The following is a 21,071-nucleotide window of genomic DNA, read 5'->3' as shown; positions in this document are numbered from 1 at the left end:
TGGGCGTGCGGAACAGGCGATGGCTCAGCCCCGGGTGTCGTCGATCACCTTGCCGTCGTTGGGCAGGCTGCCCGGCGCGACGAACTCCACCGACCCTTTCAGCTTGGTCACCGACGCCAGCGTCTCACGGATGGCGGCGGCCAGGGCTTCGCCGGTCTCCTCCGCTTCGCAGCGCAGCGTCATGGTGTCGCTGGCGTCCTGACGGCCGACGACGAGGCGGCCGCGGGAAAGCTGGGGATGGCGGCGCAGCACCTCGGCAACCTGACCGGGATGAACGAACATACCCTTGACCTTGGTGGTCTGGTCGGCGCGCCCCATCCAGCCCTTCAGCCGCATGTTGGTCCGGCCGCAGGGGCTGGTGCCCGGCAGGACTGCGGACAGGTCGCCGGTGGCGAAGCGGATCAGCGGATAGGCCGGGTTGAAGATGGTCACCACCACCTCGCCCACCTCGCCGTCGGGAACCGGGTCGCCGGTGCCGGGCCGGACGATCTCGACGATGCAGCCTTCGTTCACCACCAGACCCGAGCGGGCGGCGGTCTCGTAGGCGACGATGCCGAGGTCGGCGGTGCCGTAGCTCTGGTAGACCTCCAGCCCGCGCGCCTCGTAGAAGGCGCGGGCGTCGGGCAGATAGGGCCCGCCCGACACGGCGGCGATGCGGATCGACGAGACGTCGAGCCCCAGCGCGTCGCCCTTCTCCAGGATGATCTTCAGGAAGTCGGGCGTGCCGATATAGCCGCGCGGCTTCAGGCTGGCGACGACCTGCGCCTGCATCTCGGTATTGCCGGTACCGGCGGGGATGACGGCGCAGCCGATGGCGTGCGCGCCCGTCTCGAACATCGAACCCGCCGGGGTCAGGTGATAGGCGAAGCAGTTGTGGGCGAGGTCGCCGGCGCGGAAGCCGGCGGCGAACAGCGCGCGGGCGCTGCGCCAGGGATCGGTGCCATGCGGCTCCGGATCGTGGATCGGGCCGGGCGAAGCGAAGACGCGGGCCAACCGGCCGATCTCCACCGCTGCCAGACCGCCGAAGGGCGGGTTTTCCTGCTGCAGCGCGATCAGTTCGGCCTTGCGCGTCACCGGCAGGGTGGCGAGCGACGCCCGGTCGTGGATCGACGCCGGGTCCACATCGGCCAGCAGCCGGCGGAAATAGGGGGCGGCATCCTTGGCGTGGTGCAGATGGGCAGGCAGCGCCGCGAACTGCTCGGCCTCGCGCCGGTCGGAGGAACGGGTTTCGAGGTCGTCGTAGAAGTCGGTCATGGTCGTTCGTCCGTTCAGGGGTCGGCCGAGGTGACGTGGGGGATTGCCCCCTCCCCATCCCTCCCCGCTCCGCGGGAGAGGGGGCAGGAGCTTTGCGGGAGTTTTGCAAAGGAGCGGCGGCAGTTCCCTCTCCCGCGATCGGACCGGCCTTCGGCCGGCCGAGAGCGGGGAGGGTTAGGGAGGGGGCATCGAAGCCGGCACCCCGCCTCCCCACTCAAATCCAGCGCTTGCGCCGCTTGAAGCTCTTGAGGTTCTTGAAGCTCTTGCGCTCTTCGTTGCCGCCGCCGAGGTAGAATTCCTTCACGTCCTCGTTGTTGCGCAGCTCCTCGGCGGTGCCGTCCAGCACGACCTTGCCGTTCTCCATGATGTAGCCGCGGGTTGCCGCCTGCAGCGCCATGCGGGCGTTCTGCTCCACCAGGAGGATGGTGACGCCGAGGTCCTTGTTGATCTGCTGGACGATGCTGAACACCTCCTTCACCATCAGCGGCGACAGGCCCATGCTGGGCTCGTCCATCAGGATCAGCTTCGGCCGGGCCATCATCGCGCGGCCGATCGCCAGCATCTGCTGCTCGCCGCCGGAGAGATAGCCGGCAAGGCCGGTGCGCTCCTTCAGCCGGGGGAAATAGCTGAAGACCATGTCCAGGTCGTCCTTAACCCCATTGTCGCGGCGGGTGTAGGCGCCCAGGCGCAGGTTCTCCAGGCAGGTCATGTCGGCGATGATGCGCCGGCCCTCCATCACCTGGAAGATGCCCTTGCGGACGATCTGGTCGGGGTCGATGCCGTTGATGCGCTCGCCGGCGAAGGTGATGTCGCCGCGGGTGACCTCGCCGTCCTCGGTCTTCAGCAGGCCGGAGATCGCCTTCAGCGTCGTCGACTTGCCGGCGCCGTTGGCGCCCAGCAGGGCGACGATCTCGCCCTCCGGCACCTCCAGGCTGAGGCCGCGGAGCACGAGGATCACGTCGTTGTAGACGACCTCGATGTTGTTGACGGACAGCATCATCCGCTTCGCAGCCGTGACGGGCGGCACAACTGGAGCGTTGGTCGAAGCGGCCGTGGCGGTGGTCTGCATGCGGCACCTGAACTGTTCGGAAGAAGGGGGCGCCCCCGCCTGGAGAAGCGGAGGCGCCGCGTGCTTATCGACTTACCAGCCCAGCCATTCCGGCTTGCGCGGGACGTCGACGGTGGTCAGCTTCTCCAGCTTGATCGTGCCGGCCTTGACCAGCTCGTCCACGCCGGCGCCGGTGTCGCCGCCGACCTTGGCGCGGTAGATGTTGACCGCCGTCATGCCGCGGTGGTCGTTCTCGGTCCAGGTCGAGGGGACGCAGACGCCCTCAAGCCCGGCCGGGACCCAGTCCTTCTTCTGGTACATGGCCTTGCGGATGTTCGGGCCGGTGACGCCGCCGTTCTTCGACGCCCAGTCCATCGCCTCCTTCATGATGAAGGCGGTGCAGACGCCGGCCATGTAGTGCACCGGACGGTAGGCATTGCCGGACGCGTCGGACATCTTGGAAATGTCCTTCAGCGTCTTCATGCCCGGCACCTCGGCGTTCCAGGTCACCGCGGTGCGCATCGGGAACACCACGCCGTCGGCGGCGGCACCGGCGGCCTTGGCGGCGTTCTCGTCCATGCCCCAGACATTGCCCATGAACTGCACCTTGGCGCCGACCGTCTGGCAGGCCTTCAGCACCGAGATGTTGGAGCCGGCGGTGTTGCCGAGATAGGCGTAGTTGGCGCCGGCCTGCTTCAGGGTCAGGCACTGGGCGGTGTAGTCGCCGGGGGTCAGTGCGAACTGCACGGCCGGCAGGACGTCGAAGCCCAGCTCCTTGGCCAGCTGCTCGCCGGCATCCTTGGGCGCGTTGGGATAGGGGTGGTTGGCGCCCATGTGGACGTATTTCGGCTTGCCCTGGCCGCCCTGCTTCTTCCAGTCCTCGGCCGCCCACATCAGCATGCCGCGCAGCGCGTCGGAATAGGACGGACCGTAGAAGAAGTTGTAGGGGGCCGGCTTGGAGCCGTGCGGGCCCTTGCCGGTCGGATCGGTCAGGTGGCCGGAGTAGGAGCCCGAATAGGCCGGGATCTCGTCCTTGCCGACGAAGCCGGTCAGCGCCTCGGTATCGGCGGTGCCCCAGCCCTGCAGGGCCGCGATCTTGTCGCTGCCCGACGACCACTTCTTGTACTGGCTGATGGCGCGCGGCGCCTGGTAGCCGTAGTCGACGGTGTCCACGGCCAGCTTGGTGCCGTTGATGCCGCCCTTGGAGTTGATGTAGGCGAGCGCGTCCGCCACGCCCTGCGCATAGGGCACGCCGACGTCGGAGGTGGCGCCGGACTGGTCCGCCAGATGGCCGACCGGGATGTCGGCGTAAGCGGTGGCGGTGGTCGCCAGCAGGAGCGCGCCAGTAACGGCAGTGGTGGCGAAAAGCGCGGTCTTGATCGACATGGTGCGTTGACTCCCCATTCTGTTCTGTTTGTTGACCGGCAAAGCGTCGAAACTCAGTGCGAGAAGGGATAGAGCTTCCAGTAGGCCTTGATCTGCTTCCAGCGGTGGGCCAGCCCGTCGGGCTCGAACACCAGGAACAGGATGATGACGAGGCCGATCGACATCTCGCGCAGGAAGGCGATGTTGTCCTTCAGGTTCAGCGCGGCGTCGATGGCGGTGCCGCTGACCAGCTTGGTGAGCGCCTGCATCGCCTCCGGCAGGAAGACCATGAAGGCGGTTCCCATCAGCGTGCCCATAATCGAGCCCAGCCCGCCGATGATGATCATGCCCAGGAACTGGATCGAGAAGAGGATGGTGAAGCCCTCGACCGACACGAACTGCAGGTAGTGGGCGTAGAGGGCGCCGCCGATGCCTGCATAGAAGGCGGAGATGCCGAAGGACATCGTCCGGTACTTCGTCAGGTTGATGCCCATGATCTCGGCGGACAGGTAATGGTCGCGCACCGCCACCAGGGCGCGGCCGTCGCGGGTCCGCATCAGGTTGGTGGCCAGGATGTACATCACGACCATCGCCACCAGCACGACGTAGAAGTAGCTCTCGTCGGTGTCGAAGGCGAAGCCGAACAGGGTCAGCGGCTCGGCGATGGTGCCGGCGGTGCCGCCGGTGAACCAGTCGGCGCGGGCGAAGAAGTCCTGCAGGATGTACTGCGCCGCCAGCGTGGCGATGGCGAGGTACAGGCCCTTCAGCCGTGCCGCCGGCATGCCGAACAGCAGCCCGACCATGGTGGTGACGAGGCCGGCCAGCGGGATGGCCAGCGCCACCGGAACTCCCAGGCTGTTGTTCAGCCAGGCCGAGGCGAAGGCGCCGAAACCGAAGAAGGCGGAATGGCCGATGGAGATCTGGCCGGTGAAGCCGACCAGGATGTTCAGGCCGAGCGCTGCGATGCCGAGATAGCCGATCTGGATCAACAGGCTGAGCCAGTAGCGGTCCATGAAGGCCGGGCAGGCCAGCAGGAGGACCACGCCCAGGATCGCGAAGTTGCGGCTGGTTTTGGTCGGGAAGATGGTGGTGTCGGTCCCGTAGGACGTCTTGAAATCACCACTCGGAATGATGCTGACGTTCGCCATTTGGGCCTCACACGCGCTCGATGTCTTTGGTGCCGAACAGGCCGTAGGGCTTGATCATCAGGATGGCGATCAGGACGTAGAAGGGCGCGATCTCGTACATGTTGCCCCAGTTCAGCCACTGGCTGTCCAGGTAGTGCGCCACATTCTCCAGCACGCCGACGATCAGGCCGCCGACCACAGCACCGATGACGCTGTCGAGACCGCCGAGGATCACCGCCGGGAACACCTTGATGCCGAAGAAGGACAAGGCCGACGACACGCCGTTGACCACGCCCACCGTGACGCCGGCCACCGCCGACACCATGGCGGAGATCGCCCAGCTCATCGCGAACATGTGGCGGACGGAGATGCCGAGCGACTGCGCCACCTGCTGGTCGAAGGCGGTGGCCCGCATGGCGAGACCGGTCCGCGAATATTTGAAGAACCAGCCGAAGCCCGCCATGATCAGGATCGAGATCAGCAGCGACATCACGTAGACGGTCTGCACCTCCAGCCCGAACAGGTTGACGGTGGGGCTGGCGAAGATCGGCGGGAAGGGCTTGGCGAAGACGCCGAACATCCACTTCATCGCCGCCTGGAAGACGATGGACAGGCCGATCGTCACCATGATGACGGAGATGATCGGCTCGCCGATCATCGGCCGTAGCACGACGATCTGCAGGATGACGCCGAATGCCAGCATGAAGGCCAGCGTGATCGGGAAGCCGATCCAGAAGGGCAGCTGCCAGCTGGTCAGAAGCCACCAGCAGGTCCAGGCGCCGATCAGCAGGAATTCGCCCTGGGCGAAGTTGACGATGCGGCTGGCCTTGTAGATCAGCACGAAGGACATGGCGACCACGCCATACAGCGCGCCGACGATCAGGCCGTTGACGAGAAGCTGAAACAGAAGGGTCATGGCGTGGCCTCGTTCTGTCCCTCTCCCGCCCCGGGAGAGGGTGGCCCGAAGGGCCGGGTGAGGGTGCTGCAAGGATCAGGGCGCGCGTTTCTTGCCGGCCCCCTCACCCTTCCCATGCTGCGCATGGGCCCCTTCCCTCTCCCGGGGCGGGAGAGGGTGTGATTGGCGGTGTGCATCGCAGTCTCCTCACGCCGCAACCGGCTGCGGCTTCTTCACCTCAGCGGCCGGAGCCAGGTCGATGACGGTCAGGGTCGTGCGGATGCGCTGCTTGGTGCCGTCCTGGAAGGCGATGGTCGTGTCGACGTCGATCTTCGGCTGGCCGGCATAGATGCTGTCGATGATGGTGCCGTACTTCTCGGCGACGACGCCGCGGCGCACCTTGCGGGTGCGGGTCAGTTCGCCGTCGTCGGCGTCCAGCTCCTTGTAGAGCAGCAGGAACTTGGAGATGCGCTGGTATTCGGGAAGCGTCTGGTTCACCCGCTCCACCTCCGCCCGCAGCAGGTCGTAGACCTCCTGCTTCGACGACAGGTCGGAGTATGTGGTGAAGGCGATGCGGTTCTTCTCCGCCCACTTCGATACGATGGAGAAGCGGATGCAGACGATGGCCGACAGATAGTCGCGCTTGTCGCCCAGGATCACCGCCTCGGCCACATAGGGCGAGAATTTCAGCTTGTTCTCGATGTATTGCGGGCTGAAGCGGTCGCCCTTGGCGGTGGTGGCAATGTCCTTGATGCGGTCGATGATGACCAGATGCCCCTTCTTGTCGAAGAAGCCGGCATCGCCGGTGTGCATCCAGCCGTCGCGCATGTCGGCGACGGTCGCCTTCTCGTTCCGGTAATAGCCGGCGAACATGTTGGGGTGGCGGGTGACGATCTCGCCGACGCCGTTGTGGTCGGCGTCGATCACCTTCACTTCGATGCCGTCGTCGAAGGGCACGCCGACCGTGTCGAAATCCACGTCGTTGCCGCGATGGACGGTGTAGGCGCCCATCGTCTCGGTCTGGCCGTAGATCTGGCGCAGCGGCACGCCCAGCGCCTGGAAGAACTTGAAGGTGTCGGGGCCGAGCGCGGCACCGCCGGTCGCCGCCGATTTCAGGTTGGTGAAGCCCAGCCGGTCGCGCAGCGCCTTGAACAGGATCGCGTCGGCCATCGCCGACCGCTGCCCCTTCGCCAGCGCCTCCAGCCCCAGCTTCATGCCGAGATCGTACATCTTCTGCTTGAAGGGCGAGGCGTCCATCATCCGGGCGCGCACGTCGGCGGCGATGGCCTCCCACAGGCGCGGCGCGAACAGGACGAAGGTCGGCCCGATCTCGCGGAAGTCGTGCATCATCGTCTCGGCTTCCTCGACGAAGTTCACGCGCATCCGCGACACCATGCCCATGCCGACGGCATAGACCTGCTCCATGATCCAGGACAGCGGCAGGACGGAGACATATTCATCCTCCGGCCCCTTGGGATCGGCGGACAGGTAGCTGGCGACATGGCGGATCAGGCGCCCGGCCGGCAGCATCGCCATCTTCGGGTTCGAGGTGGTGCCCGAGGTGGTGCAGAGGATGGCGACGTCCTCGCCCTTGGTCTGCGCCACCATGCGGTCGTAGAGGTCCGGCTGCTGCGCCAGCAGTTCCTCGCCCATGGCCACCAGATCGGTGACCGGCATCAGGCGGGGATCGTGGTATTTGCGCATGCCGCGCGGGTCGGAATAGATGATGTGCTGCAGCGTCGGCAGCCGGTCGGCGAGGTTCAGCAGCTTGTCGACCTGCTCCTCGTCCTCCGCGAACACCACCTTCACGTCGGCATAGGTGATGAGGTAGGCGACCTCCTCGTCCAGCGCGTCGCGATAGATGCCCAGGCTGTAGCCGCGGACCGCATGGGTCGCGACCTCGCCCATCACCCAGTCGGGACGGTTGTCGCCGAGAAGCCCGACGACCTCGCCCGGCACGACGCCGAGCTTGGTCATACCCAGCGCGAAGGCACGCACACGGGCATGCACCTGCCCCCAAGTGAAGGTCCGCCAGATGCCGAAATCCTTCTCGCGCATGGCGATGTCGCCGCCATGCTCGCGGGCATGCAGGGCAACCAGCTTCGGCAGGGTGTCGTGGACGGCCAGATCGGGAAGATTGAGGTTCGACATCACGCGACCTCCTTCCGGACGGGCGGAACGGCGGCGGGCGCCTCTTCCTCGTCGTCCTCACCCAGATAGGCGCGGCGCACGCGGGGATCGGCCAGGACCTCCTCCGGCCTGCCTTCGGCGATCTTCTTGCCGAATTCCAGCACCATCACCCGGTGCGAGATGTCCATGACCACGCCCATGTCGTGCTCGATCATGACCACGGTCATGCCGAACTCCTCGTTCAGGTCGACGATGTAGCGGGCCATGTCCTCCTTCTCTTCCAGGTTCATGCCGGCCATCGGCTCGTCCAGCAGGATCAGGTCCGGCTTCAGCGCCATGGCGCGGGCCAGCTCCACCCGCTTGCGCAGGCCGTAGGACAGGGTGCCGGCGGTCGCCTTGCGCACATGCTGGATTTCGAGGAAGTCGATGATCTCCTCCACCTCGCGGCGGTGGGACAGCTCCTCCTTCCTGGCGCCGGTCAGCCAGTAGAGCGACCCGGTCAGGAAGTTGTTCTTCAGCAGGTGGTGGCGGCCGACCATGATGTTGTCGAGCACGGTCATGTGACCGAACAGCGCCAGATTCTGGAAGGTGCGGCCGATGCCGAGCGAGGCGCGATGGTTCGGGGTCATCCCCGTCACGTCGCGGCCCTTGAAATAGACCTTGCCGTCGGTCGGCCGGTAGCGGCCGGAGATGCAGTTGACCATCGAGGTCTTGCCGGCCCCGTTCGGGCCGATGATCGAGAACAACTCGCCCTTACGGATGCCGAAACTGACGTCGGTCAGCGCATGGACGCCCCCGAAGCGCAGATTGACGCCCCGAGCCTCGAAGATGGTCTCCGCCTGGGTGGTGGGCGAATTCTGGCCAAGGGAATTTTGGCCAGGGCCGGGGTGTGGTGCGACGGGCGCGCCGGACATTTCCTCCTCCGTTGCTGTTGGTACCGCTTCTCGGGGTCACGACCCGGCTCTTTGGTGGCCGGCGAGGTCCATATTGTGGACCGTTTCATGAGCAACTTCCGCACTATATACCGGGTTCCCGTCTGTTTTCAACACTGACATTCCGCCTGTGCATGTTTTTTGACGCGACAAGTCGCCGTGTGGTCCATATGATGGACCTCATGAGCAGTCACGCCGACATCGCCGCTCCTCCTGCCGCTCCGAGCGGGGCGGGCGGCACCCAGAGCCTGGAGCGCGCCATCGCCCTGCTGCGCGCGGTCGCCGACGCCGGCACCGAGGGCGCGCGGCTGGCCGACCTGATGGCGGGGGTCGGGCTGTCGAAGGCGACCGCCCACCGGCTGCTGATGGCGCTGGCCCGCGAAGGGCTGGTGGAACAGGACGGGCGCAGCAAGCGCTATCACCTGGGGCCGGATCTGGTGGCGCTGGGCGATCTGGCGGCGCTGCGGCACCGGCCGGCTCCCGCCGCCCCCGCCGCCGCCCCTGCCCTGCCCCATCCGCATGAGGCGGCGGCGCCGCCCGTCATCGGGATGCCGCCGGCCCTGATGGTTCGGCCGTCGGCCTTCCTGCGGCCGGAATATCGCGGCGAGTCCATCGCGCTGGCGACGTTGCTGTGCGACCGCCATGTCCGCGCCGCCGACGGCGCGCGGGCGGCGCTGCTGCATGAAAGCGTGGCGGGGCAGACGACGGAGCTGAGCTTCGCCCGGCTGGCCCGCGATTCGGCGCGCTTCGCCGCGGTGCTGGCCGGCATGGGGGTGGGCCAGGGCGACCGGGTCGCGGTGCTGCTGCCCAAGGGACCGGAGCTGCTCATCACCGCGCTGGCGATCTGGCGGCTGGGCGGCGTCTACATGCCGCTCTTCACCACCTACACCGCATCGTCCGTGGCCTACCGGCTGGCCGACAGCGACGCGCGCGCCATCGTCACCAACGGTTTCCTGCGCCGCAAGGTGCCGCGCGACAACACTCGGCCGGTGGTGACGGTGGAGGGCGACGAGGCCTTCGGCCCCGATGCGGTGCCGTTCTGGTCGTCGCTGCACGAGGCCGCCCCGCTGGCGGAGGTGGCGCGCTACCGCGAAGGCGACGCCTTCGCCCTGATCTACACCTCGGAATCCGAACCGACGCCGCTGGGCGTCTCGCTGCCGGTCAAGGCGCTGTCGGGGATCGAACAGTACATGCGCATCGGCCTGGACCTGCGCGACGACGACATCTACTGGAACATGGCCGATCCCGGCTGGGCCTATGGCGCCTATTACGGGCTGGTCGGGCCGCTGCTGCTGGGACGGACGACGATCTTCTGCGACGGCCCCTACGACGTGCGGCAGGGCTACCGCATGCTGACCAAGTTCGGCGTCACCAACCTGACCGCCGCCCCATCGCAGATCCGGGCGTGGCACGGCGCCGATCCCGGCGTGTCGCACCAGTTCGCGCTGCGCATCCTGTCGGTGGTGGGCGAACCGCTGCCCCCCGACCTGATCGCCTGGGCCAACCGGACGGTGAAGGTCCCCCTGCTCGACCAGTATGGCCAGCGCGAGACCGGCATCTTCATCGTGAACCGCTACGACCCCGACGGGATCGGCCGTTCCGACTCCGAAGCGGGCGACGGAGGCGAGGCCGCGCAGCCGCCCAGCGGATCGCTCGGCCGGCCGATGCCGGGCTTCCGCGTCGTTATCCTCGACCCCGACGGGCGGGAGGCGCCGGTGGGCGGCGCCGGCGAGATCGCCATCGACGTCGACCACTCGCCGCTGTTCTGGTTCGAATCCTACGCCAACAACCCGGAACGCACCGCCCAGCGCTTCCGGCACGGCCGGCGCTATTACCTGACCGGCGACCGCGCCTTCATGGACCGCGACGGCAACATCCACTATCGCGGCCGGGCATCCGACGCGATCCAGATGCAGCAGGGCGAATAGTCATGGACCGCCCTTTTCGGGTATAGATCGCCTCCGGAGATGCGGCAGCCGGATAATGCGCGAAGGACGGGTATGGAATCCAAGACGAAGAACCGCGAATCCTGGCTGGCCGCCGCCTTCGCGGCGCTGGCCGAAGGCGGCGCCGACAAGGTGCGGGTGGAGGTGCTGGCGAAGGCCCTGAAGGTCACCAAGGGCAGCTTCTATTGGCATTTCCGCGACCGCACCGACCTGATGAACGCCCTGCTCGACAGCTGGAAGCTGGGCCGCATCGCCGCCATCAAGGAGCAGACCCGGCTGGACGGGCGCGAGCCGGCGCAGCAGCTGCGCGACCTGCTGGCGCTCTATGGCGGCAGCAAGCCGCGCGGCATGGCGATCGAGCTGGCGGTGCGCGACTGGGCCCGACGCGATCCCGAGGCGGAAAGCGTCATCGCCGAGGTCGACCGAGAGCGCCTGCACAGCGTTGCCGGGCTGTTCGTGGCGCTGGGCCTGCCCCCCGACCAGGCCTTCGCCCGCGCCTACCTGTTCTATGCCTTTGCCTTCGGCCAGGGCCTGCTCGCCCCCGGCGCCGCCGCCGACCGGGCCGAGGTGGTGCGGGCAATCTGCGCCGACGTGCTGGTGCCGGACGCGCAGACGCACGCCTGACGCGCGCCCGGCTGCGGCGCCGGTTGGCCGAAGCTCGCACCGCAACTATGCTGATATGGCAGATTGCCAGAACGGCCTGTTGACGGTGGAATGGAATGCTGGATCGCACCCGGGGCGTTGCAGGCGATGATCCGCAACAGGCCGGAACGGAGGCGGCGCCTTCCGAGCCGGATGGACCTGCGCCTGCGACCTTCCGGCCGGTCCTTGAACGCTCTTCACTGCCCGATGAAGGGGAAGCGCCATGCCCCAGATACCCCACCCCACCGACAGCACCCATGACCGGAACAGCGATGCCGAGGATTGGCGGCATGGCGAGACACGCCGCGACATGGCCGAACAGGCCCGCAACGATGCGGAACGGCGGCGCGAGAAGGCCGAAGGGGAAAGAAACGCGGCATTCGAACGCCATATGGAGGCCGAAGATGCCCGCCTGATGGCCGAGGAAGGACGGATCACGGGCGAGGCGCAACGGCGCGAAGCCGAAGACTGGCGGATCGACGACGAGGAGCATCGCCGATCCAGGGAAGAGGCAAGATGCGCGGCGGAAGAGAGCCGCCAGGCCGAAGAGCGGGCACGGCGGCTCCAGGAGCAAGCCCGCCTGTCCGCCGAGGAGGCCCGATCCTATGCCGAGCAGGCGCGGATCGATGCCGAACGGGCGCGCGCGGCGGCCGACGAGCAGCGTCTACTGCTGGAGGAGATGCGCGAGACCGTCCGGCGTTACGAAGCCCTGCTGACCCGGAACGGGTGAGGCCCGTCAGGCGGTGTAGGCCAGCCGCACATTGCCCCAGTGGCGGCCGCGCACGGTGATCGGCGCGTCGACCTCCTTCAGCCGCACCATCCGGCCGCCGCCCATGTCGCGGCGATAGGCCTGCAGCAGGAAGGGCCGGGTGTTGCGCGCCGCGGCAAGGCCGGAGCGGTCGGCGAAAACGCGCCGGTTGCGGCAATGGGCGGTGTTCCAGACGACGTCGCCCGGCCGCTGCGGCTCCGAATAGCGGCTGTTGTGGGTCGGGACGTAACCGACGCTGTTGGCCGCCACGCAGAACTGGAAGCGGGGGTTGGAGGCCAGGACCGGCTCCTGGATCGCGGGGAACAGGCGGTCGGCCAGTTCGGTGAAGGGTGCCAGCGCCTGTTCGGGCTCGCTGCCGGCGATGGGGGCGAGATCGGTGGAGAACAGCGCCTCCTCGCCGATGCTGCCGTTGGAAAGAGCGGTCTCCAGCGCCTTGGACAGGGCCGCGGCGGTGTCCTGCGCGGTGCGGATGACGTCGGAATCCGCCTCCACCATGGCGCGATAGGCACGGCCCAGCCGGTCGGCCTGACCGTCCGACAGGTCGTCGAAGGCCAGATGCAGGCCGAGGTCGCTGATCCCCGCCACGACGGCCGGCAGCTCGCCGACGTCGCGCAGCGACACCGTCAGCCGCATCTGTTCGGCGAGCCGGGGAAGATCCTTGGCCTCCACCAGCATCCCTTCCAGGGACAGGTCCAGCATGGTGGCGTTGCGGCGGTCGCCGGCCAGGAGCAGCGTGACGGGCTCCTCGCAGGGGATGCGGTCGGACATGCGGCGGTCGCCGGCCACCGACTGGCGCAGGGCGATGACCAGACGGCGCTTCAGGTCGGCGACCGCGGTCTGGGTGTCGGCCATCCGGCGCGTCACGTCGGTGGCGATGCCGGTGATGCCGTCCGCCTGGTCGCGGATGCGCAGGACGCTGACCGACACCTGGGAGGCGCCGCCGGCCGAGTTGGTGGCGCTGCGCCCGATCTCCGCATTGGCGGCGGATTGTTCCTCCACCGCGGCGGCGGTGGCGGCGGCGGCCTCGTCGATCTCCTCGATCACGGAAATGACGGTCTGGATCGCGGTGACGCTGCCGCCGACCGCCTGCTTCAGCTGGTCGATCTGGCGGGCGATGTCTTCCGTCGCCCGCGCCGTCTGGTTGGCCAGCTGCTTCACCTCGCTTGCCACGACGGCGAAGCCCTTGCCGGCCTCGCCCGCGCGGGCGGCCTCGATGGTGGCGTTCAGCGCCAGCAGGTTGGTCTGGCCGGCGATGTCGTTGATCAGGTTGGCGACCTTGGCGATCTCCTCCGTCGCCACCTCCATCTGGCCGATGGCGGAGGCGGAGCCGCGGGCACTGTCCACCGCGCGCCGGGCCACCTCGCTGGACCGCGCCGCCTGCCGGGCGATCTCGTGCCCGGCGCTGTTCAGCTCCTCCGTCGCGGCGGCGACCGACTGGGCGTTGGCGCTGGCCTGTTCCGAGGCCGCCGACACCACCATCGTGTTCTCGCGCACCACGCCGAGCGCCTGCATCAGATCCTGGATGCCGTCGCCGGCGCGCTTGCTGGTCAGTTCCACCCCTATCCAGGTGGAGTCCAGGTCGCCTTCGATCGACTTGCAGGTCTCCAGCAGGGCTTGGCGGGTCAGCGCCTTCTGGCGCAGTTCGGTCTCGTGCTTCTCATGGGCGGCATAGGCCAGCTTCGCCTTCATCGCGTTCACTTCGGACGCGACGCGGGCGAATTCCGGCACGGCGATGGGCGTCATCGGATCGGTGAAGGCGCCGCGGGCGATGCGTTCGAACGTCTGTTCCAGGACCGCCATTGGCCGGCGCACCGTGCGCAGGATCAGCCAGCCGAACAGGGCGGCGAGCAGGCAGCTCAGCAGGACCGCCGCGGAGACCACCGCGATGCGCCGCCCATGGTCGGCTTCGGCCCTGTCGAACTCCTCGCGCGCGACCCGGATCTGGAGTTCCAGCAACGAGTCCGACACGCGGCGCAGCTCGGCGAAGGCGGGACGGACGGTGCCGCGCAGATGGGAGTCCAGTGCTGCGCCCTTCCTCTCCCGCGCCAGCGCCAGGGCCGGGTCGACGCCGGATTGCAGGTAGGAGACGACCAGCGGCTCGAACCGCCCGGCGAGGACCGCCTCCTCCGGCGTCAGGTAGGTGGCGAGATAGGCGGTCAGCAGCCGCCGCATGGCGGCGCTGTTGTCGGCGACGGCGGTCTCGAGGGCGGCGAGGTCGCCGGCGTCCTTGTTCTCATGAAGATCGGCGGCGAAATCAGTCAGGTGCTGCCGGCTGTCGCGGGCAAGGTTCTCGATCTCGCCGATCTGATAGGCGGGGACCGTCCGGTCCTCATACACGGTGCGGAGCGAGCGGTTGGAGGCATCCATGCCGTCCAGCCCGAGCCAGCCGGCCAGCAGCATCGCCAGGATCAGCAGCACCATCACGCCGGCCAGACGCCCGGACAGGCTGGACCAGGCCGTGGCGGCGGCCCGGCCCGCGCGGCTGCGGCGGACGAGCGCCCCCTGCTCCAGCGCCACCGCGGCCCGTCCGTCGCGCATGGCCGCATACAGCGTTTCGGCCGCCGCGATCTCGTCGCGCGACGGCTTGGAGCGGATGGAGATGTAGCCGGTGACGGCGCCGTTCTCGATCACCGGGGTGACGTTGGCGCGCACCCAATAGAAATCGCCGGACTTGGTCCGGTTCTTCACCAGCCCCTCCCAGGGCCGCCCCGTCTTCACGGTCGCCCACAGGTCGGCGAACGCCTCCTTGGGCATGTGGGGATGGCGGACGAGGTTGTGCGGAGCGCCGATCAGCTCATGTTCGTCGAAACCGCTGATCTCGACGAAAGCCTGGTTCGCGAAGGTGATCCGGCCGCCGGTGTCGGTGCGCGACACCAGGGGGACGCCTTCGGTCAGATGGACCTCGCGGTCGGTGATCGGGGTGTTGACGCGCATGACGCGGTTCCGCTCTCGCCAAAGTCTTGCAGGAAACGGTCGGGCGTGCAGGCGCGCTCGGCAGCGCCGGACGATCTCATCGGTCGCACCCCCGGACCGGACGTTACGCTGCAAGCGGCATGCCGCGCGATTTTGTTTGCAATCGAACAACCTGCATGGCGAAACATAACGCCGCCGGGATATCCACCCGCGGAATCCGTCGCAAAATGCGTCCGGGAAAGAATGGCGGGCGCAACGTACAATGCAAACTGAAAAAAGATATACAGTCTAACTGTTTAGCTGCGCAACGAGCCCGTGGACAGTCCGTCCAGCGGGATGGCGGTGACGCTCTTGACCTCTTCCATCACCGCATAGGTATGGGTCTCCCGCACGCCCCGCGCGGTGGACAGCAGTTCGCCCAGGAACAGGCGGTATTCGTTCATGTCGCGCACCCGCGCCTTGACCAGATAGTCGAAGCCGCCGGCGACCATGTGGCATTCCATGATCTGCGGCATGCGCAGCACGGTGGCCTTGAAGTCGTCGAAATTGTCGGGCGTGGTGCGGTCCAGAACCACCTCGACGAAGACCAGCATCCCCGCTTCAAGACGGTGCGGATCGAGCAGCGCGACATAGCGCTGGATGATGCCGTCCGCCTGCAGCCGCTTCACCCGCTCCAGGCAGGCGGCCGGGCTGAGATTGATGCGCCGGGCCAGCTCCACATTGCTGAGGCGCCCGTCCTCCTGCAGTTCGCGCAGGATCTTGATGTCGGTGGAATCGAGGCTGCGGTCCATCGGCGGCTCGGAATGCTGTTCGGCCGGCCGCCTCCTTCTTCGGGCAAAGAACGGGGGCGGCCGGGAACCGACCATAGCAGGAACGGCGACGGCCGCGCCACTCCGAAGCCTGTTTGCCGGCGACGCGGCCTGTGGTTCGTCAGCCGGCCAGCGGCAGCATCACCGTCATCCGCAACCCGCCGGTCGGGCGGTTCTCGGCGCTGACGCGGCCACCGAAGGCCTCGATGTTGCGGCGGACGATCCACAGCCCGATCCCGAAATGCGCGGCTCCGGCCTGATGGGCGGCCGCCTCGTCCTCCGGCATGCCGCGGCCGGGTTCGCGGTGCGAGAAATAACGCTCGAAGATGCGTTCCAGGTTGGCGGGATCGACGCCCGGCCCCTCGTCGTCCACCAGCAGCTCGGCCCAGCGGCCGTTGCGGGTCAGACGGACGCTGACGGCGGAATCGGGCGGCGAGAAGCTGACGGCGTTCTCCACCAGATTCTCGACGATGGTCTCCAGCGTCTCCTCGCTGGCGCGCACCACCAGCCCGGCGTCGATGCGCGAGCGCATGTGCAGGCGCCGTTCGGCCAGCAGGCCGGTGTATCCGCCGGCCATCCGCTCCACCAGCGCCGACAGGTCGACCCGGCGGCGCGCAGGCGCCAGCAGGTCGGCCGCCGCCTCGTCCATGCGGCGGGCGAAGGAAACGAGCCCGTCCAGCTTGTCCAGCGACTTCTCGATCATCGTCAGCGCGCGCTGGCTGCGGGCGTTCTCCGCCGGCAGGGCGCGGCGCAGCGGCTCCACCGACTGGCGGATGACGGCGATCGGCGTCTTGAAGGCGTGGGCGTTGTCCTCCGCTGCGCGGCGCAGCGACTGGGCGCTGTCGCGCAGGGTGGCGACAAGCCGGTCGAAATCCTCCGCCACCCCGCCCAGTTCCGGCACGGTGTTGCGCGCGGCGAAGGAGGCGCTGCGGCCATGCTGGTCGGGGATGTCCTCGCCGCCGACGATGCGGCGGGCAAGGTCGCCGAAGCGGTTCAGGTTGCGCCAGATGCCGGCGAGCACGGCCAGCACCAGGGCCGCCATCGCCAGATAGATCGCCGCGGCGGCCTGGACCGCCGGCGTGCTCCAGTAGGGACGGCCGATGGAGGAGGAGATGTAGGCTTCGGTCGCGTGGCTGGTCACCAGCGCCCAGCAGCCGAAGCTGGTCTTGATCGGGGTGATGGAGGACAGCACCTCCTCCCCGCCTTCGGCGTGGGGAACGCGCATCGCCAGCGTGGAGTTGCCGGCGCAGCTCGACCCCAGCCGGTCCAGCACGCCCTGTTCGAGCAGCAGGCGCCGCTCGGCGTCGATGTCGGCGGTCGACAGGCTGGGCGCCGCCGCGACGTAGAAGAAGGGTTCGGGCCCGGTCCTGACCGTCGCCGCCCCGCCGGCCGCCACCCGCGGCCGCACCAGCAGCTTCAGCCGCGTGCGGTCGTCGCCGTAGCGGGCGAGCGCGTTGCTGAGGCTGGGAAGGGCGGTGCGGTCCACGCCCAGAAGTTCCGGTTCCAGCGCGCGGGCGATCAGCTCGCCCTGGCGCTGGGCGCTTTTCAGCAGGAGCTGCTGCGAAGCCTCGTCGGCGCGCTGGAACTGGTCATAGAGCAGGACCGGCACGGCGACGAAGACGACGGTGAGCAGCACGAGGCGGCTCGCCATCGACCGCCACAGCCAAAGCAGGCGGGCGGACGCTTGTCTGGGCGCCCGCATCGCGAGTTCACTCGGCAGCAGCGCCATTGATCAGCATGTCCTCGCTCATACCATTGCGCTGGCCGCCGCGCTGGTCGTTGTCCAGGCCGTCCTCGTCGCCACCCTGGGCCGGGTTCTCACCCTTGCCCCAGCGGTAGCCGAAGCCCGGATAATTCTCGATGCAGGCGAAGTTGGCGTCGACCGAACGGAACTTCTGGCGGATGCGCTTGATGAAGGCGCGGACGTTGGCGCGGTAGCCCGACGGGCCGTAGCCGGCGACGAAGCCTTTGCCATGGACGAGGTCGTAGATCTCGCGGTAGGACACGTCCTCTTCCGGGCGGGTCGACATCAGCTTGACGATGTTGAACTCGGTCAGCGTCAGGTCGATGCGCTTGCCCTTCCAGAAGGCGCGGCTGTTGTCCAGGCGCAGCTCCAGCTCGCCCAGACGGTGCATGGTGCTGTTGCCGCCGGCCTCCGCCTCCTCCGTCGCACCCTTGGTGCCGTCCAGGATCAGGCGCATGCGCTTCAGCAGGATCGACAGGCTGCGCGACTTCTCCACGAAGTCCAGGGCACCGCCGGCCAGCGCCGCCTCTTCATAGATCTGGTCGGACAGCACGGTCAGGAAGATCACTGGGGTGGCGATGCCGCGGGCGCGCATCTGGCGCAGGACGTCGATGCCGTCCAGCTTGGGCATGCGCCAGTCCAGCAGGACGATGTCGACCGACCCGCCGCCGGCGAAGAAATCGAGCGCCGGCTCGCCGCGGTCGAAGGTGATGACCTCGTACCCCTCGTCGCCGAGGTTGAGGCTGAGCGACTCACGGAACAGATCGTCGTCGTCCACCAGAGCGATGCGGGCAATGGTCGGTTCGGTCATTGCGGACATTCCCTTGTTCGACTCCGCCTTACTGAACCCCGGGGCGGACAGGGCGCCCTGAGTCAGCGTGAGCGAGGAGTTGGGCGAAGCATCGGTGGTCGGCGTCAGGGACATTTTGGCTGCTCTTCATATCGTAGGAGAGGGCGCGGAAGTCCTGGGACGAGGTCATATCCATGAAGAAGAAGACCTTGAGGGTGCAGTCACCCTTGGAATACCGCCAGATCTTGGCGGGCGGCGCCTCTTCCCTTGCAACAGGGGACCCCAGGAGGTTGAGAGTCTGGACTTCGTCCAGCCCGACAAGGCTGTCGGGGTCGGCGTTGGCGGTTGCGGGAGGGGTGGGCGTCATTCCCATGGCCGGCCCCACGGCCTGCATGGCCGAAGCGTTCGCCGTCCGGGGATCGATGGCCGCCAACTGGGTGGTGGCCGTGTTGGAAGCCGTGCCGGCCGCGGCCACGTCGCTGTTGGTCACCGGCGGGCCGGGCTGCGGCATCGGCAGGGTCGGCGCCAGCGCAGCGGCGTCGGGAACCTTGCGGACCGGCTTCTGCCTGGGCACCGGCGGGGAGGCCGGGCGTCCGTTCGGGTTGGCGGCCGTCACGTCGGGTCCGCCCCATCCCGGTCCGGTGGTGTTGGCCGGGCAGCCGGCCAGCAGCAGGACCGCGACCAGCAGGCCCGCATGTCGGCCCCGGCCGGCGGCGTAGGCGCCGAACTGCGCCACATCGCGGAGGACTGCCGGCACGGTCATGGGGGCGAGCCTTTCAAACACTGGAGGGACGAACGGGAAGGTCGGCTGTAGCGGGATAAACAGGGGACCGGACAATTCCATCTATCGGCAAAGACTACTTCGCGTCTGAGTTGGAGTTGGCCGCGTCTGATGCCCCTAAACTCAATCCATCCTGGTTAATGGCGCGTTAAAGCCACAGCAGATACCCCCATTTTGCGAAAACCTACCAATATTTTGCGATGTTTCGTTTGATTTTCGAGGGAATCCGGCGGGACCGCTCGGGCGGTTTTCTCGAAAGTGGTACGTATTTCGGGTAAATCCACTGCACGTCGACCGCTCGTTGCCGAAGGGCGACAGGACGTGACAGGAATGAGGCAGAAGGATGGCCGGGATCGGACGGGAATGAGGCCGTCGAGGGACAATGCCCAAAAATCAACCGGCGCCCAAAAAACAATCGGCGGCGGAGCCACCCGGGTATGGCTCCGCCGCCGCTCAGCCGGACGGGCAACAATGAGGTAGCGGCGCGCGGGAAGCGGCCGCAAGGCGTTGCCTCTGGAACTCCAGCCGTGGTTCCGGCCGGCCGTCAGGCCGGTCGGCGTCGTGGGAACAATGCATTTTCGGCACCATCCATCACGGCGACCATGATGCGCCGAACGGGCGGCATGGTCAAGTTCGTATCACGTACAATTTGGTAGAGCCGCTATCTGGTCGGCGCGGAGACCAATGAGAACGGCAGCCAAACCGCATACCATCATATGACCCCCACCCTTTTGCGCCTCACCGATTGCTCTGCTAGCGTCCCGTCCGGGACAGCGGGAGAAGCGAACGATGGGACTGATCAGCTTTCTGAAGAAGACCGCCGCCGGCCATACCGACCGCCAGAAGCAGGCGCGCTATGACCGCGCCAACGCGCGCGCCAACGACTATATGGAAGTGGCGCAGTGGTACGCCGAGGAAGGCGACGGCAACCCGCGCATTCTTCAGAATTATCAGGAGCTTGCCGCCCTTCCCTTCCGTCAGGGACATGCGGCGACGCTGGTCGGCTACCGCAACGACATCACGCGCAAGCTGGGGCACGCCCGCCATATCGGCACGCGGCAAAATCCGTGGATCGCGGCTTTCCTGCGGCCGGACGACGGGACCGTCTATTGCGCCTATGTGCTGCTGCGCGACGACAACCAGCAGTTCGCGGTGATGAAGCCCTACTGGTTCCTGGCCGGCAACGAGACGGAGGCCGGGTTCAAGCGGCCCGTCTTCGGCATCGTCTGATCCCCCGCGCAGGAGAACGCCGCATGCCGAACATCGCCGATCTGGTCGCGAACCCGGAAAGCTTCCTCAAGAACAACCTGATCTATATCCAGTACCAGTCCTACCAGCCCAACTACCGCGTGGGCGGAGTGAAGAATTTCAGCCTCGACAATGACGGCATGACCTGCACCCGCAAGGGCACCGGCATCATCTCGCAGTTCAAGACCAAGAATGCCGCAGTCTGGTCGGTGCGCTGCGATCAGGGCAACCATCCGGACGGCTGGAAAGCCTATTGGCTGCCCTACGACCAGGATTTCAAGCATCTGGTCGTGCTGGAGGACGAGGCCGACGTGATGTTCACGCCGACGATGGACGGCTGCTCGTTCGGCTTCAGCGACCATGGCGGCGGCACCTACTCCGCCTCGCACGGCAATCTCCAGACCGCGCAGGGGCGGATCGACGAGGCCGGGCTGCGGCAGGGCATGCGCATGCACGCCACCACCCTGCACAAGTCGCAATACATGAACGTGCCGGGCACCGACGCGGTGAAGGTCACGCTGGTCGGCGTGCGCAACGGCAAGAAATGGCGCTTCTTCTATCAGCAATACATCGACCAGATGGGCGCCTTCACCCTGCTGAAGGTGGCGCAGGTCACCAGATAGCGGCCGCGCCGCTCCATCCCCCCGCCCACCCCCATTCCCACTCAAGACAGCCCGG

17 protein-coding genes are annotated in these 21,071 nt (G+C 67.4%); 5 read left to right on the top strand and 12 right to left on the bottom strand.

Features of this window, described 5'->3' with window-relative positions; translation table 11 throughout:
* Window positions 1-24 precede the first annotated feature (24 nt).
* From AB8P05_RS20855 to AB8P05_RS20825, 7 genes are all read right to left on the bottom strand, one after another.
* Window positions 25-1,254 carry a phenylacetate--CoA ligase family protein gene (locus AB8P05_RS20855; RefSeq protein WP_472760184.1) on the bottom strand — a complete coding sequence of 410 codons (1,230 nt, stop codon included), beginning with the start codon at window positions 1,252-1,254 and terminating at the stop codon, window positions 25-27.
* Between the two features lie 214 nt (window positions 1,255-1,468).
* A complete protein-coding gene (locus AB8P05_RS20850; RefSeq protein ID WP_455174438.1) occupies window positions 1,469-2,323 on the bottom strand; it encodes an ABC transporter ATP-binding protein in 855 nt (284 codons plus the stop codon).
* A gap of 72 nt (window positions 2,324-2,395) precedes the next feature.
* A complete protein-coding gene (locus tag AB8P05_RS20845) occupies window positions 2,396-3,688 on the bottom strand; it encodes an ABC transporter substrate-binding protein (RefSeq protein ID WP_472760183.1) in 1,293 nt (430 codons plus the stop codon).
* Between the two features lie 53 nt (window positions 3,689-3,741).
* On the bottom strand, window positions 3,742-4,815 hold the full coding sequence (locus tag AB8P05_RS20840; RefSeq protein WP_455174440.1) for a branched-chain amino acid ABC transporter permease: 1,074 nt from the start codon (window positions 4,813-4,815) through the stop codon (window positions 3,742-3,744).
* Window positions 4,816-4,822: 7 nt separating this feature from the next.
* Entirely contained in the window at window positions 4,823-5,710 is an 888-nt protein-coding gene (locus tag AB8P05_RS20835; protein WP_455174441.1) for a branched-chain amino acid ABC transporter permease, read from the bottom strand.
* 186 nt (window positions 5,711-5,896) lie between these two features.
* Window positions 5,897-7,840 carry an AMP-binding protein gene (locus AB8P05_RS20830; RefSeq protein WP_472760182.1) on the bottom strand — a complete coding sequence of 648 codons (1,944 nt, stop codon included), beginning with the start codon at window positions 7,838-7,840 and terminating at the stop codon, window positions 5,897-5,899.
* Complete coding sequence (locus AB8P05_RS20825) at window positions 7,840-8,733, bottom strand: ABC transporter ATP-binding protein (RefSeq protein ID WP_472760181.1); 894 nt, start codon at window positions 8,731-8,733, stop codon at window positions 7,840-7,842. The genes AB8P05_RS20830 and AB8P05_RS20825 overlap by 1 nt, the downstream gene beginning before the upstream one ends.
* A 200-nt stretch (window positions 8,734-8,933) precedes the next feature.
* Between AB8P05_RS20825 and AB8P05_RS20820 the strand changes: the two genes are divergently transcribed.
* The 3 genes from AB8P05_RS20820 (at window position 8,934) to AB8P05_RS20810 (ending at window position 12,069) form a co-directional block, all read left to right on the top strand.
* Window positions 8,934-10,679, top strand: a complete 1,746-nt coding sequence (locus tag AB8P05_RS20820) for an AMP-binding protein (RefSeq protein ID WP_472760180.1) — start codon at window positions 8,934-8,936, stop codon at window positions 10,677-10,679.
* Between the two features lie 72 nt (window positions 10,680-10,751).
* Complete coding sequence (locus AB8P05_RS20815; RefSeq protein WP_472760179.1) at window positions 10,752-11,321, top strand: TetR/AcrR family transcriptional regulator; 570 nt, start codon at window positions 10,752-10,754, stop codon at window positions 11,319-11,321.
* 241 nt (window positions 11,322-11,562) lie between these two features.
* Window positions 11,563-12,069 carry a hypothetical protein gene (locus AB8P05_RS20810; RefSeq protein ID WP_472760178.1) on the top strand — a complete coding sequence of 169 codons (507 nt, stop codon included), beginning with the start codon at window positions 11,563-11,565 and terminating at the stop codon, window positions 12,067-12,069.
* A 6-nt stretch (window positions 12,070-12,075) separates the two neighbouring features.
* On the opposite strand, the gene AB8P05_RS20805 is transcribed toward AB8P05_RS20810, so the two are convergent.
* The 5 genes from AB8P05_RS20805 to AB8P05_RS20785 all read right to left on the bottom strand — a co-directional run bounded on the left by AB8P05_RS20805 (window position 12,076) and on the right by AB8P05_RS20785 (window position 19,127).
* Window positions 12,076-15,042 (bottom strand): methyl-accepting chemotaxis protein, encoded by a 2,967-nt coding sequence (locus AB8P05_RS20805; protein WP_472760177.1) that lies wholly within the window; start codon window positions 15,040-15,042, stop codon window positions 12,076-12,078.
* Window positions 15,043-15,317: 275 nt separating this feature from the next.
* The gene (locus tag AB8P05_RS20800) at window positions 15,318-15,812 is read right to left on the bottom strand and encodes a winged helix-turn-helix transcriptional regulator (protein WP_472760176.1); all 495 of its coding nucleotides are present in this window, start codon (window positions 15,810-15,812) and stop codon (window positions 15,318-15,320) included.
* Between the two features lie 139 nt (window positions 15,813-15,951).
* Window positions 15,952-17,559, bottom strand: coding sequence for a sensor histidine kinase (locus AB8P05_RS20795; protein WP_472760175.1), 1,608 nt, complete (start codon window positions 17,557-17,559; stop codon window positions 15,952-15,954).
* Window positions 17,540-18,385, bottom strand: a complete 846-nt coding sequence (locus tag AB8P05_RS20790; protein WP_472760174.1) for a response regulator transcription factor — start codon at window positions 18,383-18,385, stop codon at window positions 17,540-17,542. Before AB8P05_RS20790 ends, AB8P05_RS20795 begins: the two co-directional genes overlap by 20 nt.
* A gap of 28 nt (window positions 18,386-18,413) precedes the next feature.
* Window positions 18,414-19,127 (bottom strand): hypothetical protein, encoded by a 714-nt coding sequence (locus AB8P05_RS20785; protein WP_472760173.1) that lies wholly within the window; start codon window positions 19,125-19,127, stop codon window positions 18,414-18,416.
* 807 nt (window positions 19,128-19,934) lie between these two features.
* On the opposite strand from AB8P05_RS20785, the gene AB8P05_RS20780 reads away from it, so the two are divergent.
* Window positions 19,935-20,375: a hypothetical protein gene (locus tag AB8P05_RS20780; protein ID WP_472760172.1), complete on the top strand. Its 441-nt coding sequence runs from the start codon at window positions 19,935-19,937 to the stop codon at window positions 20,373-20,375.
* 23 nt (window positions 20,376-20,398) lie between these two features.
* Window positions 20,399-21,016, top strand: a complete 618-nt coding sequence (locus tag AB8P05_RS20775) for a hypothetical protein (RefSeq protein WP_472760171.1) — start codon at window positions 20,399-20,401, stop codon at window positions 21,014-21,016.
* Window positions 21,017-21,071: the final 55 nt, after the last annotated feature.

This window comes from Azospirillum sp. VT-I1, assembly GCF_055698305.1.
The sequence above is the reverse complement of the archived record's forward strand: the minus strand, read 5'-3'. Positions and strand labels throughout refer to the sequence as shown.